This is a genomic window from Enterococcus moraviensis ATCC BAA-383 (assembly GCF_000407445.1).
Lineage (GTDB): Bacteria > Bacillota > Bacilli > Lactobacillales > Enterococcaceae > Enterococcus_L > Enterococcus_L moraviensis.
This window is the reverse complement of record NZ_ASWB01000002.1, coordinates 1-17830: the sequence shown is the minus strand read 5'-3', so window position 1 is coordinate 17830 and position 17830 is coordinate 1. Positions and strand designations below refer to the sequence as shown.

General features: G+C 35.7%; 18 protein-coding genes. 6 read left to right on the top strand and 12 right to left on the bottom strand.

The window, feature by feature from the left end; translation table 11 throughout:
* Positions 1 to 137: 137 nt before the first annotated feature.
* The 5 genes from I586_RS06040 to I586_RS06020 are packed head-to-tail and all read right to left on the bottom strand — an operon-like array spanning position 138 to position 3407.
* Positions 138 to 569: a precorrin-2 dehydrogenase/sirohydrochlorin ferrochelatase family protein gene (locus tag I586_RS06040; RefSeq protein ID WP_010766032.1), complete on the bottom strand. Its 432-nt coding sequence runs from the start codon at positions 567 to 569 to the stop codon at positions 138 to 140.
* Entirely contained in the window at positions 557 to 1294 is a 738-nt protein-coding gene (locus I586_RS06035; protein WP_010766033.1) for a sirohydrochlorin chelatase, read from the bottom strand. The genes I586_RS06040 and I586_RS06035 overlap by 13 nt, the downstream gene beginning before the upstream one ends.
* 12 nt (positions 1295 to 1306) lie before the next feature.
* Positions 1307 to 1954 carry a response regulator transcription factor gene (locus I586_RS06030; protein WP_010766034.1) on the bottom strand — a complete coding sequence of 216 codons (648 nt, stop codon included), beginning with the start codon at positions 1952 to 1954 and terminating at the stop codon, positions 1307 to 1309.
* On the bottom strand, positions 1951 to 2970 hold the full coding sequence (locus I586_RS06025) for a sensor histidine kinase (protein WP_010766035.1): 1020 nt from the start codon (positions 2968 to 2970) through the stop codon (positions 1951 to 1953). The genes I586_RS06030 and I586_RS06025 overlap by 4 nt, the downstream gene beginning before the upstream one ends.
* 8 nt (positions 2971 to 2978) lie before the next feature.
* Positions 2979 to 3407, bottom strand: a complete 429-nt coding sequence (locus I586_RS06020) for a GAF domain-containing protein (protein WP_010766036.1) — start codon at positions 3405 to 3407, stop codon at positions 2979 to 2981.
* Between the two features lie 101 nt (positions 3408 to 3508).
* Between I586_RS06020 and I586_RS06015 the strand changes: the two genes are divergently transcribed.
* The 5 genes from I586_RS06015 (at position 3509) to I586_RS05995 (ending at position 9556) form a co-directional block, all read left to right on the top strand.
* Positions 3509 to 5017, top strand: coding sequence for an amino acid permease (locus I586_RS06015; RefSeq protein ID WP_010766037.1), 1509 nt, complete (start codon positions 3509 to 3511; stop codon positions 5015 to 5017).
* A 114-nt stretch (positions 5018 to 5131) separates the two neighbouring features.
* Positions 5132 to 5887, top strand: a complete 756-nt coding sequence (locus tag I586_RS06010; RefSeq protein WP_010766038.1) for a MurR/RpiR family transcriptional regulator — start codon at positions 5132 to 5134, stop codon at positions 5885 to 5887.
* Positions 5888 to 6024: 137 nt separating this feature from the next.
* Positions 6025 to 6444 carry a hypothetical protein gene (locus I586_RS06005; protein WP_010766039.1) on the top strand — a complete coding sequence of 140 codons (420 nt, stop codon included), beginning with the start codon at positions 6025 to 6027 and terminating at the stop codon, positions 6442 to 6444.
* Between the two features lie 239 nt (positions 6445 to 6683).
* Complete coding sequence (locus I586_RS06000) at positions 6684 to 8015, top strand: PTS sugar transporter subunit IIC (protein ID WP_010766040.1); 1332 nt, start codon at positions 6684 to 6686, stop codon at positions 8013 to 8015.
* 110 nt (positions 8016 to 8125) lie between these two features.
* Positions 8126 to 9556, top strand: coding sequence for a 6-phospho-beta-glucosidase (locus tag I586_RS05995; RefSeq protein ID WP_010766041.1), 1431 nt, complete (start codon positions 8126 to 8128; stop codon positions 9554 to 9556).
* A 116-nt stretch (positions 9557 to 9672) separates the two neighbouring features.
* Here I586_RS05995 and I586_RS05990 read toward each other — a convergent pair whose 3' ends face one another.
* From I586_RS05990 to I586_RS05980, 3 genes are read right to left on the bottom strand one after another with little or no spacing between them, the layout of a single operon-like run.
* The gene (locus I586_RS05990) at positions 9673 to 10176 is read right to left on the bottom strand and encodes a hypothetical protein (RefSeq protein WP_010766042.1); all 504 of its coding nucleotides are present in this window, start codon (positions 10174 to 10176) and stop codon (positions 9673 to 9675) included.
* Complete coding sequence (locus tag I586_RS05985) at positions 10154 to 11155, bottom strand: hypothetical protein (RefSeq protein WP_010766043.1); 1002 nt, start codon at positions 11153 to 11155, stop codon at positions 10154 to 10156. Before I586_RS05985 ends, I586_RS05990 begins: the two co-directional genes overlap by 23 nt.
* Before the next feature lie 18 nt (positions 11156 to 11173).
* Complete coding sequence (locus I586_RS05980) at positions 11174 to 11938, bottom strand: S8 family peptidase (RefSeq protein WP_034702185.1); 765 nt, start codon at positions 11936 to 11938, stop codon at positions 11174 to 11176.
* Positions 11939 to 13153: 1215 nt separating this feature from the next.
* On the opposite strand from I586_RS05980, the gene I586_RS05975 reads away from it, so the two are divergent.
* Positions 13154 to 13402 (top strand): hypothetical protein, encoded by a 249-nt coding sequence (locus tag I586_RS05975; RefSeq protein ID WP_010766045.1) that lies wholly within the window; start codon positions 13154 to 13156, stop codon positions 13400 to 13402.
* 194 nt (positions 13403 to 13596) lie between these two features.
* Here the strand turns inward: I586_RS05975 and I586_RS05970 are convergent, their stop codons facing one another.
* The 4 genes from I586_RS05970 to I586_RS05955 all read right to left on the bottom strand — a co-directional run.
* Positions 13597 to 14130, bottom strand: coding sequence for a DNA-3-methyladenine glycosylase I (locus I586_RS05970; RefSeq protein WP_010766046.1), 534 nt, complete (start codon positions 14128 to 14130; stop codon positions 13597 to 13599).
* A gap of 18 nt (positions 14131 to 14148) precedes the next feature.
* The gene (locus I586_RS05965) at positions 14149 to 14931 is read right to left on the bottom strand and encodes a MurR/RpiR family transcriptional regulator (protein WP_034702182.1); all 783 of its coding nucleotides are present in this window, start codon (positions 14929 to 14931) and stop codon (positions 14149 to 14151) included.
* Positions 14932 to 15058: 127 nt separating this feature from the next.
* Positions 15059 to 16396, bottom strand: a complete 1338-nt coding sequence (locus tag I586_RS05960) for a 6-phospho-alpha-glucosidase (protein WP_010766048.1) — start codon at positions 16394 to 16396, stop codon at positions 15059 to 15061.
* 105 nt (positions 16397 to 16501) lie between these two features.
* Positions 16502 to 17830, bottom strand: a 1329-nt coding sequence (locus I586_RS05955) for a PTS transporter subunit EIIC (protein WP_016249971.1), incomplete at its 5' end; no start/stop codon positions are given.

The following is a 17830-nucleotide window of genomic DNA, read 5'->3' as shown; positions in this document are numbered from 1 at the left end:
AAAAAAGATATTTTATTCAACTACAGTGCAAAGTCTACCTCTAAAAGGCCGAAGTAATGAATAATGCTTGAATGATTGCTAAGGTCAAAAGGACGAACTATATCAAAAGGGACATGTTTTGATATAGTTCGTCCTTTTTATTCTTCTAACAACAGTTTGAATTGCTCTTTCTTCTTTTTTAGGGCTGCTGGGTCTTTTCCATATGAAGATAACGCAATCAAATAATCCTGAGATTCGATCGTACTCATATTATAAAAACCACTGTTTTCTTTCTGACTACAGTCATTGACCCATTGATACTTAGATGCATCGTTGACGATTTTCTGATTGATCGCTTTGGAATCTGTACAAGCAAAAATTAGATGGGCTTCTTTGATATGCTCAGCCGTGTAGGTTGCTGTGGTCAGTTTTATATTTTCTAATTCATTGAATTCCTCTAAAAAAGTTGGTGCAACTAGTGTTACTTGTCCTTTAGCGCTTAAAATTGCTATTGTTTTTCGTAATGCGATTCGGCCACCACCGATGATCACGATTTTCTTCCCCGTTAAATCAAGCATTACTGGATACATGTAATAGCCTCTTTCACAATTCCTTCTAAATCGGTTAAAATTCGTGCATCAAATTCTAGTGTTCTTGTAATGATAAACTTTGTTTTAGGAAATGCTTCGCTCAGTTTATTTTTCATGATCGTAATCAAATGTCCATCGAATAAAAAGAAAGGGACAATCACTATTTTTTGATCCGTTGATATTTGTTTTTTGATATCCTCTAAGTAGTCTTCTTGTCCTTTTAAACTTGTTGGGATAATGGAAAAACCGACTTGTTGTTGGATTTCGGTCGCGATTTCCGTCAATACTTGTTGTGGTTCATTCGTTTGTTTTGTACCATGAGCGACTAAAATACCCACTAGCTGATCATCTGGATAAGCCATCGCAACTTCTTGAAATCGTTCTAACAATACTTGACGGCTACCACTTTTACTGCCGAACGTCTCTGTTTGTTTGAATTGGACATCTGGATATTGTTCTTTTACTGTTTCAAGTTCAGCCGGGATATCGACTAAAGCATGTTTCGCTGCAAATAATAATACAGGAACAACAATTATTTGCGTCACATCGTTTTTGATCATTTCTTCGGCAACTTTCGGGATTGTATCCGTATGATTTTCTAAAAAGGCTGTTGCTTGATAAAACGTTGAATCAATTCTTGTTTCTACTTGTTGAATAAACTCCATCGCAGCTTGGTTTTTCTCATTTTTTTGACTACCATGAAATACATAAAGAATACCAATCATTTTTTGCTCACCTCATAAGTCGATTAATTGATGTTTCATACTATATTGCAACAATTCGCTAAATGTTGCAAATTCTAATTTTTTCATTACATGAGATTTATGAACTTCAACCGTTTTTACAGAAATAAATAATCGTTCCGCAATTTCTTTATTGCTGTAGCCTAAAGCAACTAGTGGTAAAACTTCTCGTTCTCTTTTTGACAAACGTTCATACTTTGTATCTTTTTCAGCCGTTCCCACGTTATTACGCCAACTTTCCTTATCATACTCACCAAATAACGGATCGATTACAATGTTTCCATTGCTCACTTGCTGGATGGCTTCTAATAAAACCGTATCCTGGGAACTTTTGAGAATGTACCCTTTTGCACCATACTCTATTGCGGTGCGGACATATTCTTCTTCATCGTGCATGCTTAAAATAATCGTTTTTATTTCTGGAAAATGCTCTTTGATACGACGGGTTGTCTGAAGACCATTTTCGCCAGGCGGCATACGCATATCCATCAACACAATATCAACTGGATATTTTTCAAGGAGCAAAAAAGCCTCTGTGCCATCAGCGGCATCTCCCACAACCGTAATATCTTTTTGGGATTCTAGCAATAACCGTAATCCACTTCTGACCACGGCATGGTCATCTGCTATTATGATATTCATTTTCCCACCTCCCATTGGATAGGCAATCCTAACGTCACAGTCGTTCCTTCCATTTCTTCTGATTGAATACTTAAATGACCACCGATTGATTCAGCTCTTTCTTGCATATGTAAAAGCCCTAATCCACGACTGTGTGCATTTACTTTGTGAAGATTGAATCCTTTGCCATGGTCTCGAACAGTAAGTACTAAGTGATTGTCTTGTTCACTCAAGGTCACCCACAATTCATTCACATCAGCATGTTTCACACTGTTCATAACACTCTCTTGTAATACGCGATAGGTGATAATTTCCACACTTTCCCCAAATCGCCTATTTTCGATTATCGGAATAAAATGAATTTCCACACCCGTTGTTTCTGTTAATCGATTTAATAACACTTCAATCGCTGGAATCAAGCCTAAATCGTCTAAAGCAGTTGGACGTAAATCAACCGCGAGTTGTTTCACTTCACCAAGTAACGCGACAAAATCTTCATCAATTTTTTGTAATTTAGTGGGTAAATCCTCTGATTGTCCACTCCACTTTAATTGCCTAGTTTCCAGCATCAAACTATAAATACTTTGGGCTAATCCATCATGTAATTCTTGTGAAATCGCGCGACGTTCATTTTCATGAGCCTGATTGACGTATTCAATCAATCGTTTATTTTGAATGACCTGCTGCAAACGATCTTGAACAGCGACACGGCGGATACTTAATAAAGATGTTTCGCGGTCAATCACAGTGTAGCTACCGCTAAATTGTTCTTGCTTGCCTTTGGCATCTTCTAAAACGAAAGGAAAAGCCGTCTGATCCCAGTCAGCTTTGACTTCACAATCAAGGCACTTTTCCATAGTGGTGTGAAGCATGCAGCCTTCACCTTTCGCGATTTCCAAGATTTTTTCTATAGTAAATGAATAGTCTATCTTTAATTTAGCCGCCGCTTTGTTATACCTAATACAATTGTTTTCTTCAATTAGAAATAAACCATCTTTTGCTTCTTCAAATAGTTTTTCCATTACATTCATTTTCATTTTTTCACCTATAAATAAACAGCTAGTTCATTTGTTTTGTCTTTAGCAGCACCCAATAATCCCTCTGTAACGTTTGTCTTCTCTCGATACCCCACCAATAATACACCTTTCACTTCTCCTGACTTTAGTACGGGAAAAGCAGCAATTGTTTCTAGTTTTTCCATTCGTGTAATCGGTAATTCCACTAATTTTTCTGGTTGTTTTTGTAAATCAGTCGCTTGATAGGGACGACCCGTTCGCCATACAATTCCGCCGATTCCTTTACCTACTTGTAATCGAATTTTTTTGTAATTTTGGTTGGTGTTTCCTGCTACATAATTCCAGCGGATCACTCGAATTTTAGTGATTTCATTCACAGTAGAAAGAGCTAATGCGACAAAATCCACCTTTAAATCTACTTTGATTTGATCGATTGCTTGTTGCATCTGATCTGTCATTTGACTACTCCTATTCCCTAATTTTTAATAAAAATCTTGTTTTCTGCTCGGTCTTCTCTTATTCTTAAACCAACATCATCTTATTTTAGAAGGATTTTTTAATGAAAACAACAACTACTTTTAGCCCTAAACGTTTGGTCATGATTATTACCATGACTGTTTTTTCTTTTTCGAGTATGACAACAGCGTTTTTCTTGATGGGAATCAAGGCGTTTCCTTATTTTATCGTCGCTGCTCTTTTTTACTTTATTCCTTACGCTATTATTATAGCAGAATTTACTGGTGTTTATAAAAATCATATTGGTGGATTGTATCAATGGCTAGCGGAACATCTTTCAGAAAAAGTTGCATTTATCGCATCTTTTTTATGGTATTGCAGTTATTTTATCTGGATGATCAGTTTATTTATGAAATTATGGATCCCTTTATCTATATTACTTTTCGGACATGATCTTACTAAACAAAACACACCATTTCTATTTCTTCCCACGCCAGTAATAATCGGTATTTTATCCATTTTAGCTGTTTTAGCGACGTTATTTTTTGTCAGTAAAGGATTTAAAGGTATTGCTTCTGCGTTATATTTAAGTGGTCTCTTAATGACGCTTTTGATTGCGGTCTGTCTGGGCAGTAATCTATGGTTGTGGCTTCATAATCAGTCGGCAATCTTACCAAATCTTGTTGCTAGTTTTAAAGGGGGACAATCTACTTCTACAGCAGATCAAACTCTAATCGAACAGTTTGCCTTTTTGATTTTTGCAATCACAGCCTTTGGTGGATTGGATACCATTGCAAGTCTTGTGGATAAAACCGGTAAACAAAAGACACGCTTTCCAAAATTATTGATTCTAAGCAGTATTTTAGTCGTCATTTGTTACTTCTTAGGAATTCTTTTATGGAGTGGCAGCACAGATTTAACTATTTTAAAAGCAAATGGCAGTATTCATTTAGGAAACTTGATGTATGAATTAATGGAAAACTTAGGCTATTCTGTAGGGCGCTCATTCGCATTATCCCCAATCCAAACGCAATGGTTATCTCAAGTATTTATTCGCTTTACAGCGTTGACCTTACTGCTTTCTTATATCAGTTTATTATCATCGATTTTTTATCTCCCGATTCGAACATTAGTAGAAGGCACACCAAAACATTATTGGCATCCTCGTCTGAAACAAAAAAATAAACATGACATGCCAGTTTATGCGTTGCTCGTTCAAGGAAGTTTGATTAGTTTGTTTATTTTAGGGATTAGTTTTGGGAGTCAATATGTGGTTTTTTTATACAATCAATTGACTTTGATGACGAATATTTCTAGAGCCATCCCCTATTTATTAGTCGCTCTTGCCTATCCAGCTTTTAAGAAAAAGCAATTAGCACTTGAACCAACTTCTGATATAGTTCAGTCAAAATCTACGAGTTTATTGATCAGCGGTAGCGTGATCATCAGTATTACATTAGCCATTGGCTTTCAATTATATCAACCAATTTCACAAGGAAATTACCTGCAAAGTTTAACATTATTGATTGGTCCATTCTTATTTGCTTCCATCGCTTCTTTACTTTATAAGCGTTTCAATAAGAAAAAACGTAAAAAAATAGTTGATGCCTAAAAAATAGTAATAACAAGCGAAAACCGGCCCTTTCCTGTACAATATAAAGTAAGTTATTTTCTGTTTTTTCTAAAAAAAGAAAGATCAGTTATCTTTTGTGCAGGAGGGGTTTTTTTGTTCGACTTAGAAAAGGTTCAGTCATTAAATGAACTGGAAATGATTGTTTACCAGTATATCTTAGAACATATGAATAGTGTACCTAAATTAACGATTCGTCAGCTTGCCGCAGATTGTCATGTTTCGACTTCAACTATTTTACGTTTTTGTTCTAAAATGGGCTTTGATGGTTTTTCAGAATTAAAATATTTCCTAAAGAAAGAAGATACTGAAAAACAACAATCATTTGAACAATATTATGATGCAACGATTCACGTTGATTCTTTTTTAAAACAACTCAACCAACAAACGTATTATGATACCTTGAAACCAGCAATTACAATGATTGCTTCGGCTCGGCATATTGTTTTTTCAGGAATTGGCACTAGTGGTATTTTAGGCTCTTACGGCAGTCGTTACTTTGCTAACATGGGCATTAACGCCTATAGTATTGGCGATCCGTTTACGCCAATTCCTCAAAGAGGGTTTGAAAATACTGTAGCGATCATCCTTTCTGTTTCAGGAGAAACTTCTGAAGTGATCAAACAAGCATCTGATTTTAAACGGTCTAGTGCGAAAATTTTGAGTATCACGAATGATGAACATTCTACCATTTCTCGTTTAGCTGATTACAATATCTCTTATTATATGCCTGACGAACGTTCCGTTTATGCTGATCCTTATATTAATATCACAACGCAGATTCCTGTCATTGCCTTGATCGAATTACTCGCTCATCAAGCAAGTAAAGAACTATCAGAAAAACGTGTATAACCCCCACATCAAATACGGACTGACCGCTAATCTAAATGCCAAAATTTTGACAAAAAGGATAGGCATTGCTATTGTTTTTACGAAGATCTACAGGATTTTTAAACGAAGGACTCATACGAAAGAGAGAGTGACCGTAAATGACATTTACTATCGAACATTTGGACAATGAAGTAATCACTGGAAAACGGTACAAATTCGCTATTCCTAAAACACCGGAAGATTTTACTGAGGTGAATAATCAAAAACTCGAAATACTACCGATGGATCAAAAAACAATACGTGCACTCATTATCAACGATCCAGATGAAAGTAATGGTACCTACAAATACTTTGTGGAGCATAGTGAAGGGAATCGGACCTTTACATTATCAGCGAGTGAATATGCTGTTTTCTCTGGACCATTTGAAACCTTAGCCGATATCGATCAATTTATTGGAGCCTGTTATGGTGAACTTCATCAAGCTGCTGATTATGGAATCGGAGGAACACATAATATCCAATTAATCGATTTTGAACACGGAAAAATCATCTTAAAGTTACCTACTATGAAAAAATAAAATAAAGGTATGGGTGTAAACGGTTATGCGATTTACACCCATGCCTTTTATCCTATTATTGTTTTTTTACTTGGTACATGTTTCTCAAAGTGGTTAAGCTATTTTAAATAACCCGAAATTATTTTATAGTATTAATGTAAACGTATTCAATAGATTCAAATCAGAGCGGCCGCTCTATTGAAATACTACTACACGCACTTATTGTCATATACTTAGTCAACACAAAGGAGAGGTTTAGAATGAACGAATGGATCAATGAAAAAGTTCTGCCACCCGTTTTAAAATTCGTTAATACCAAAGCAATTACTGCATTAAGAAATGGTATGTTGTATACCATGCCATTTACGATTGTGGGTTCGATTTTCTTATTATTAGCTAATTTACCGATTGAATCAGTTGCAAAATGGATTACAGACAGTGGCTTAGTCGTTTACTTTAATCAGGCCTATGGGGCATCTTTTGCTATTATGTCCGTTTTTGCAGTGATTGGTATTGCATATTCTTACGTTAAAACAGAAGGCTTTGAAGGATTACCTGCTGGGATGATTGCTCTGGTTGTCTTTATTTTATTTATGTCTTCTGAAATTACGGATGCTGAAAGTGGCGTGACAATTGGCAACATCATCAATAAAGACTGGACTGCTGGTAAAGGAATGATCACAGCCATTATCGTTGGGTTAATTGTTGGATGGGTATACAGTTGGTTCTTGCGTCATGATATACGTATCAAATTACCTGAAGCTGTTCCTGAAAACGTAGCAAACTCATTCACTGCATTGATTCCAGCTGGTGCTTTGATTACAGGTGCAATGTTTGTGTATATTTTCTTTGATAAAGTCTTTAATACAACGTTCTTTGATTTCATTTACGATGTTTTACAATCCCCTCTTCAAGGTGTTACAGATTCCTTGGGCGGTGCTTTAGTTTTAGGATTCTTAGTTCCTTTATTTTGGTTCTTCGGTGTTCACGGTTCAACGATTGTTGGCGGAATCATGGGGCCAATCTTACAAGCAAACTCTTTAGAAAATACAGATATCTTAAATTCAGGAAAAGAATTAACAGTCGCAAATGGCGGCCATATTGTAACACAACAATTTTTAGATCAGTTCTTAACCGTAACAGGTGCTGGTATGACTATTGGTTTAGTCGTATTTATGGTTTTCTTTGCAAAATCAGCACAATTCAAACAACTAGGTCGTTTATCAATTGGACCTGCTATTTTCAATATTAATGAACCAATCGTTTTTGCTACACCAATTGTAATGAATCCGATCATGGCATTACCATTTATCATTACACCAGTCGTTTCTTCGGTCATTACTTACTTTGCTTTATATACTGGCCTAGTACCATTGTTTACAGCAGTTCAAGTACCTTGGACAACCCCTCCAATCATCTCTGGTTTGTTAGTCGGAGGTTGGCAAGCAGCATTATTACAAATCGTTGTATTAACAGTTGGATTCTTTATTTACCTACCATTTGCTCGAAAAATGGATGCAATCAACTACGCACAAGAAACAAATCAACCGATTACTGAAGAAGTATTAGAAGGAATTGAAGCAAAAGCTTAAAAATATGTTTAATATGACTTAAAATCACTGCATAGCTGATCCGTTCAAATGATTCCTCCTAGCTGTGTGGTGATTTTAGTGTTCAACTAACACGTTAAGGAGTAGATTATATGTCAATTTTAAGAGAGAATTTTCTTTGGGGCGGTGCTGTTGCCGCTCATCAATTAGAAGGAGGCTGGGACCAAGGTGGTAAAGGTGCTAGCGTTGCTGACGTGATGACCGTTGGAGCGAATGGCGTACCTAGAAGAATCACAGATGGCGTTTTACAAGGTGAAAATTACCCAAATCATGAAGCTATCGATTTTTATCACCATTACAAAGAAGATGTCAAACTGTTTGCTGATCTTGGATTGAATTGTTTCCGGACATCGATTGCCTGGACGCGAATTTTCCCCAATGGTGATGGGACTGAGCCAAATGAAGAAGGCTTGCAATTTTATGATGACTTGTTTGATGAATGTTTAAAATATGGGATCGAGCCTGTAATTACCTTATCTCATTTTGAAATGCCTTATCATTTAGTCACTGAATATGGCGGCTGGCGTAATCGTAAAATGATCGATTTTTTTGCGAAGTTTGCTCGTGTTTGTTTTGAACGTTATAAAGATAAAGTAACATATTGGATGACGTTCAATGAAATCAACAACCAAGCGAATTACGCTGAAGACTTTGCGCCATTTACTAACTCTGGTATCAAATACCAAGAAGGCGAAGATCGTGAAAAAATCATGTATCAAGCGGCTCACTATGAATTAGTAGCGAGTGCCCAAGCGGTAAAAATCGGCCATGAAATCAATCCTGATTTTCAAATTGGTTGTATGATTGCGATGTGTCCAATCTATCCTTATTCATGTGACCCCAAAGATATGATGATGTCGGTCAGTGCGATGCAAAAACGGTACTGGTTTACCGATGTTCATGTGAGAGGCCATTATCCTAGCTTTATGGAAAACTATTTGGCGCGTAAAGACTTTGATTTGGATATTACAGAACAAGATTTGACTGATTTAAGCCATGGTTGTGTGGATTATATCGGTTTTAGCTACTATATGTCGTTTGCCATCAAAGATCATGAAAAAGGCCCTGCTTTTGATTATGATGAGTCAAAAGATTTAGTCAAAAATCCTTATGTAGAAGCGTCTGACTGGGGTTGGCAAATTGACCCGTTAGGCTTGCGTTATGCCATGAACTGGTTTAATGAACGTTATGAATTGCCGTTGTTTATTGTGGAAAATGGCTTTGGTGCCATTGATGAACTTGAAGCAGACGGCACGATTAATGACCAATATCGCATTGATTATTTGAAAACCCATATCGAAATGATGAAAGAAGCGGTTGAGTTTGATGGGATTCCGTTGATTGGCTATACGCCTTGGGGCTTTATTGATTTGGTTTCTGCGGGAACTGGTGAGATGAAGAAACGCTATGGTTTTATCTATGTGGATAAGGATAATGATGGACAAGGGACGTTGGCAAGATCTAAGAAGAAATCATTTGATTGGTATCAGCAAGTGATTAAGAGTAATGGTGAAGAGTTGTAAGAGGTTTGGTATAAAAGAAAGGGGAAACTAAATTGCATAAACACAATTTAGTTTCCTCTTTCTTTTTTACTACACAAACAAACTATTGAGTATCAGAAAAAATAGTGAAAAGTTCCCTATTCTCCTCCAAATACATCAATCCCCATATTTCTGACTTCTTGGCATTCTTCATCTGTCAAAAACCACCACGACATTTTTTCATGCCCCACTGTACCTAGCCATATTTTTTCCCCTTGAAAAAAAACAATATCTTCTGGTAAATTCGGACCTTGCCAATCTCCAATTGATTTTGAATAGTTTAAAAGAATGGATAGTGAATCTGAATTAAATACAAAGCGATATACTTCCACTACTTTTTCACGATCAATTACCATTGAAGTTGCCCAACTATTTGTTTCAATTTTAGTAACTAAAAATGAATCTAAATCACTAATTAATTCATATGCTTTTTTATCATATGAATACGTGTTATCTCCTTTAAAATCAATATCATGACGAATACAAAATTCAAAAAATGTACACTTTTTTTCTAAAGCCAAGTTAAGAATATTTTTATATTGATGGCTATGTATATCCTCTGAATAATAATATTGGTTTCTATTTGTTTGAAGCCACGCCATAAAATGAATGACCTCCAGACCTATTCCATGTATGGTAATGATGGAAATTACCTGGACCATGTGCATTTTCAGCTATAGGTGGTTGGAATTTGCCACCCCTTAGTCCACCAGCTAAACGAGCTACCTTGTAGGCTCCTGTAGATGTTGTTGACCATAAATCTCCACGTAGCTTCATGTAATTTACAGCTGTATTTAAGTTCATACCAGAATAAACTACGATTCCTACTCGACCAGTCCTCACTGCTCTATAATGCTCGTAAAACTGTCTGTAATTTGCATTTCTAGAAAAAATAGTTAACGCAATTCCTAACAATCCACCAACGACTGCTGCAAAAAATAGTCTGATTAATTCTCGTGCGACTGGAATCGCAATCCTAATTCCTGGCCCTAGTACAAAACCTGAAGCTACACCGTCTTCTGGTAATATTTCCCTTTGTTCGAATGTATTTTCATCAGTAATAACTATGGCAGTATCCGCAAATTGTTCTTCTGTTGTAATATGCGTACTTTCATCTTCCATTATGTTTTTAGTAGGCAATTCAATTTTTTGAAGCTCTTCTTCTGAGTACTTTCCTTGTTCAATTTCTTCCAATAATATTTTTTCTTCTTCAATCGCCTTTTCTAGCCTTTGTTTCTGTTCCAATGTACCAAAATAAAGACTATAATTATTTGTTTCCTCTTCATTTTTCTCAGATACTTTCATACCACTCGAGTTTATGGAGTCTTCTTGAAATTCTTGAACAATTTCAATTTCTCTTGTTTCGTCGTCAACCTGCGTTTTCGCTTGAATAATTAACTCGCTTTCTTCCAAATCAATCTCAACATTTTCAAATGTTGTGGCCTCATTACTTGATTTTTCTAGTTCTGTTAAAATCTTATTCTCTGTTGTACTAATAGGATCATTTGTAATCGCATATGCTGTATTACTTATACACCCACAGCTTAAAATCATTAACAAACTTACGACAATTTTCTTCATTTCCCATCTCCTTAATGTTTATTTATTAATAACTTCAATAGATTTAAGGTATTCTTTTAAATCATTGAAGGTTATCTCAAACGTCAAATCTTTTTGTAGTTTAGTAGCTAGTAGACCTGTAGCAATAGCAGATGAGTAAGTAGTCCCTTCCACCTCTGAATATTCATTTTCTCCATAGCTTGGTGCAACTATTTTAGTTCCTGGGAAATAATAGTTCGCTTCGTTTGAAGAATTCATAGAAGATTTTTTAAAATTACTGTCTAGAGCCCCTACAAAAATGACGTTTTCTATATTTTGTATGTCTCGTTTGGTGGTATCAAAATTCCCATTTGAAATAACAAACAAAATATTTTTTTTCTGTCCTTTTTTAATTACTTCCAAAAGTTCTTCAGAAAATTTGTTGAATGCGATACTGATATTTATAATTTCTACTTGATTTTCGAGACACCATTCAATTGCATTCAGTAAATCATTAGGTTTTGCTATACCAGCAGATAGAATACTAGCATTATATACGTCTAAATATTTAGGATCTGCGAATCCATATTTAGAACCATTATAGCTACTTTGACTAATTACACCTAGAACAGATGTTGCGTGTACGGTATCTTCTTTTTTATTCACAGGAACCATAGCCTTTTTAATAATGGAATTCATCTTAGAAAACGCTCTATGATTGTCAGCCAATTCTCCATCAATAATTCCTATCTTAACCATTCTATTTTTTAACTGTTCCGAGTTTGAATACTTTTTTGAGAATGTTTGATAATCAAACTTATTCAATGATGATACTTCACTTTGCTTGCTATACTGATAAAGAAAACCAATGATGAAAATACTTATAAGAGTATAGAACACATTTTTTAACTTCATTTCCAGTTAATTCACCACCTATCTATTTTTTAAGATACGCTTCTTTACAAATTGAGCCTTAAAAATTTGAATTTCCAGATTTTTATTTCCATAAAACTTATATTATAATATATATTATAATATGTAAAGATTATTTTTCCCAGACAGCTTCATCCCTTTTTGTTTCAAATGTAATTATGGCAAAGATAAATAGACATGATCTACCTATTTCAACGAAAATCGTCTTCGTATTCAACTTGTTTATTTCTATCTTTATGTTCTTTAACAAAATCCACTCATTAATTAAAAAATTGAGAGAGCTAGCTTTTTCATCAAACCAGCAACTGGCCTTTCAAATAAGTTTTTAGGATGAGAATCAGCTCTTTCAAACACAACAAAGCTCTATGAATATTCACTACATCACGATTTAACATATGTATAAAAACTCAACTATTTTTCTCCCTTGTTCGTATTGACCATTCATGTTAAGTTCTTTATACTTATTGGTATAGGATAGCAACGAAAAAAGCTTTACGAACTAGGAAAAGTTCATAAAGCTCCATCACATATAAATAACCATTGGCACCTCAAGTATCTGGCGGGAACCTTATACTTGAAGTCCTTGTAAAGTCAGCATCCACTGCCCAAACAAGTTGCCAATAGTCGCTAGCATTACAACTAGCTTCTTTCATTGTACAAAAATCAAGTGTCTTTGACCGCTTCTTTTTTGTATCGTTTTATTTGATGAGAAGTGAAGCAGTAAGGTTAGTTCATACTATTGATGAACAGGTATTGGGATAATTTCCCGATATCTTTTTTTGTTGCTATCCTATTTTGTAACAAGGACCTGATAGAAAATAAAAAACGGCACCTCACATTTTGGCGGGAACCAAAATCATGAGGCCCTGTAAAGACAGCATCCACTGCCAATACAAGTTGCCGATAGCCAATACCGAAGTACCAGCATATTTTATTGTACCCAATTTTAGCCTGAATTTCTACCTTATGTGAGAAATTCTTTTAGATTGTGTCGAGATGTTTGCGGTGGTTTTTGTCTATTGAAAACGATGAGGCGCGGGTCTGATCGTTTTTTATTCGTCTATCTAGTTGGGTTTTTAATCAACTTTAGACTAGGAGAATGTAGACATGGGAAAATCACAGGAATCTAACACAATCGCTTATCAGGAGATTTTGGCTATAAAAGCTTCTTTGCGCGAGCTAAATTCATGGCATGAAGCATTGCATTTTATGCGTCATTTTCTTGATGGGAAGAAAACAAGGACTTCTGAAGAGATGCAAGCTTGTGCTGAAATATTTGAAGTGGTTTATCAAAAATTTGGTGCATTATTAACTGAGAGTGAAGTATCTTTGCGTAAAATAGTCAAGCTAAAATAAGTAAAGTATCTAAAAAAACAACCTGTGCACGCGGTATAGCCTACACAGGTTGTTTTTATTTTTAAGACTACAAATTTCAAGTTCTTAGAAAAACTGTTGTACCACTTTTCTTAATCGATTCAACGACTCTTCATTTATCTGTGACACTGCTGATTGATTCTCGCTTGGGGATCAATACTTCTTAAAGGGGATAATTATTTTAATTCCCGATTCAACACTTCATCTTTAATCATCCCGCTCGCTTTCATAAACATATACGTCACAACGGGTCCGACAAAAGTAAAACCATGTTTCTTCATATCTTTGGCTACATTTTTAGATAGGGGTGTGACATTTGGAACCTCATATGCTTCTTCATATACGTTCAAGCGAGGCACGCCACCAACAAAATTCCACATATACTCAGCGAAGCTACCATACTCTTTTTGCACAGCTAAAATCGCTTGAGCATTTTGAATCGTCGCATTGATTTTTCTGGGATTGCGGATCATTTCGGAATCTTGCATGATTTTCTCCACATCATCCGGCATCATCCCTGCAACTTTTTGAATGTCCATATTGTGAAAGTTCCTCAAAAACACATCCAGCTTCCCTGCTGCTGCTTTCCAACTTAATCCAGCTTGGAAGGTTCCTACTGTTAACAAGATAAAAAGTAAACGATCATCATGTGTGGGTTTGCCCCATTGGTTGTGATACCAGTCAAATTTCGATGGTTGGTTCTTTTTCATATCAATACCTCATATTTTTCAGTGTCTATTCTTTAATCTTCCCCTTTGATAATCAATATAGCCGAATGCAAAAGCTTCTACAAGTGTGAAAAAGCTAGAGGCACTTTGCAACCACCAATCATTAGGAATTGGGCTTCGGGAGCTGGAAGCATATAAATTGTATGTTGCCTGACCTGATAACCAATTACTCTTAAAATTAGTAATAGAAACAATCAAAGCTTGTTTAATTTTTAAAATATTCATGATTCCTTCTAAATTACGATTTTCACCAGATAATGATAAAAGAAAAATTACGTCATTTTCTGCTAACTGTTCGACGATCCGCTTAAATTCCACAGAATCAGCACTCCCTGGTATTACTTGAACAGGTTTACCTATCAATAAAAACATTCGTTGTAATTCTGCAGCCTGATTTTGTTGTGTCACTCCTGTAGAAATAACGAAAATGCGCGCACAGTTCTCTATTACTTGGTATATTTCAGTCCAATCTACCTCACGAATATACTTTAATGTCTCTTCAACATCTTGCAATGTTTGGGAAAAAAAAGAAGAGTGTTTTTCACTGGATTGATCGTTAGAAACTTCCCACTTCAGATAGTTTTTCATTTCACTATACCCAGTAAATCCCAATTTCTGAGAAAAACGAATCACTGAAGATTTAGAGGATAAGCTTTTTTTTGCAAATGTGGTTACGCCAAGATCCCCAATCTCATTTTTATTTTCCATGATAAATTTACTGATTGCAAAATCAGTTTCACTTAGTTGATTATAATTTTGATGTAATAAATCATTAAAACTCATATTATTCACGTCAATCCTCTTACATTCATTTAGATTTTCAACTACGCCAATTTTGTAAACGTAAAGAAGCTAATGAAAAAATCCACTAGCTTCTTTATATCATGAATTGATTATTTTTCCTAGTTGATTAAACTAGTTCAGGCCAATATTCCTTATTAACTGCAATTAAATCATCTAAAATTTCTTTTGCTACACTAGCACTTGGGACCGTTTTAGATAACGTTAATGCTTGCCACAATTTTTGATAAGATTTTTCAAGGTATGCCTGAACAACTAATTTTTCTACTGATACTTGTTGTTCGATCATTCCTTTTTGAAATTGTGGAATTTCTCCCATTGCTAATGGTTCGTATCCTCGTTTGCTGACAATGCAAGGCACTTCTACCATTGCTTTTGGATCAATATTTAAAATTGCACCATTATTAGGAACAATCAACAGCATTCGTTCGTAAGTGTTATAGGCTAATGCCCCCGCTAACTGGACCACAAATTCAGCATGTTCTCCCGCCTCAATTATTGTATCTTTTGCTGTACCATTTTCAGCGATGCGTTTACACTCTGCAAAAACATTTTTCTCACGGTGATCCATTACTTCATTCGCACGAGTATAGTCCGGATTAGAATGCGCTACTACATAATCGGGAAATAGGTAATATTTTAAATAAGTATTAGGAATAGTTTCTGGATCAACAGCATAAATATCCTTTGCCTTTTGGAATGTATCCATCCAGCTAGCTTCTTCTAATAAAGGATTATTCAATTCATCTCCTGCTGCGCTATACCCCCATTTCGCCACATGTTCTTTTAGCTTTGGTAATAAATCATTCCCTTGTCTATCGGTCATTTCAGTCCACCAGCCAAAGTGATTCAAGCCGTAATAACGTTCGACTATTTCGTTTTCATGTTTTAATCCCATAATATCGGCAATTGATTTTTTAATTGCAACTGGCATATCACAAATATTGATGATTTTTGCATCTGGACGTAGCACTCTTGTTGCTTCTGCAACTATTGAGGCTGGGTTGGAATAATTTAACATCCAAGCCTTTGGTGAATATTTCTCCATATAGTCAATCAATTCAATCACGCCAGGAATTGAACGCATCGCATAAGCTACTCCGCCTGGACCACATGTTTCTTGGCCTACAACACCATATTTCAGCGGGATTTTTTCGTCTTTTTCACGCATTGAAAGTCCGCCAACTCTAATATGTGCCATCACAAAATCAACGTCAGTAAAGGCTTTTTCCGGATCAGTGGTTGCTGAGAACTCAATTTCAGGTGCACGCTCACGGACAATCACTTCGCAAGCGTCTGCTACTATTTTTTGTCTTTGTTCATCATTGTCGTAAAATGTTAATTTTCTAAGTGGAAACTTCTCTTGATTTTCAATCAGCATCATTACGATTCCTGCGGTGTAAGTACTTCCTCCACCAGCGATCACTACAGATTGTTTTTCTAACATGTTTTTTCCTTCTTTCCATCTAAGTTACTTTTATTCTAACGAGTTTTTTTAGCAATTCAATCACTCAAGCAAGCTTTGGACCTTTGTCCAGTAGTTGAAACAAATTTATTCAATAATTCCTAGTTCTTCACATACAGCTTCTTTAAATTCAGGAACGCCCATACCAATAATTACTTGTATATTATTGCCATTCATCACAACACCTTTTTGCTTTGAACATTGTTTTAATATTTCTTCATCCACTTGAGTAGACTCTTTGACTGTTACTCGTAAACGTGTGAAACAGTTTGTGACCACCTCAATGTTTTCTGATCCACCTAGTCCTTCAATGACTATCGCAACATCAGCCTTCGTTACTTCACTCGTTGCATTCGTCTCACCTAATTGTTGTTGTTCACTACTAGCGATCGTTAGTTCAATCCCCTCACTCGTTACTGCAATATCTTCACGTCCCGGTGTTTTTAAATTGAACTTATTAATCAAGAAAACAAAGGTAAAATACCAAATGACACTCATGATTAAACCTACAATAATTACCAAGTAAAACTTAGATAGACTTGGCGGAATCACAGAGTTTGACACCACTGTATCGATCAAACCATAAAGCATATACGTACGGGCACCAATTGCCCAAAGGATAACTTCTGAAATAGCTGTTAATAAGCTATGCACTAACCATAACAATGGGGAAGCAAATAAAAACGAGAAATCCAAAGGTTCCGTGACTCCAGCTACTGCTCCCACAAATACAGAAGGTAAAATCATCCCCTTGATTTCATCTTTTCGTTCTTTTTTCGCACAGTGGATCAAGGCTAGACCTACTGCTACTGAACCAAAAATTTTCACAAAACCAAAGGTTGCAAAACGTAATGATGGATCTAAAGAAGCAATCGTACCTGCATTTGCCATTTCAGCATAAAATATATTTACAGCACCACTATACATTTTTCCACCAATTTCGGCTGTGCCTCCTAAAGCGGTGAAACAAAACGGCATCCATAGTAAATGATGAAGACCTGTTGGAATCAAAAAGCGATTACCGAAAGCATAGATGAAAACACCAAACAATCCTGCGGTCAAAATCACATCTGACAACGAAGTAATCCACGCATTGACAATCGGCCAGACATAACACAAACTAATAGCTAAAACTAATGTGATTGGTATCATTAAAATGAATGAAAACCTAGGTCCACCATAAATACTTAGTAGATCAATAAACGCAATGTCAGAAAATTTATTGTGGATGTATGCCGTAAGACAGCCCAATAACATTCCTAAAAATACATTCATATCAACAACTTGAAACCCTAATACCATACCTTGCCCTGTTCCAAACAATCCCATTGCACCTTCTGCAGCTAACATGCCGTTTAGATTGAGCCAAGCATTATTAGCTGCTAAGAAAAATAGAAAAACGATTAAAGATAATAG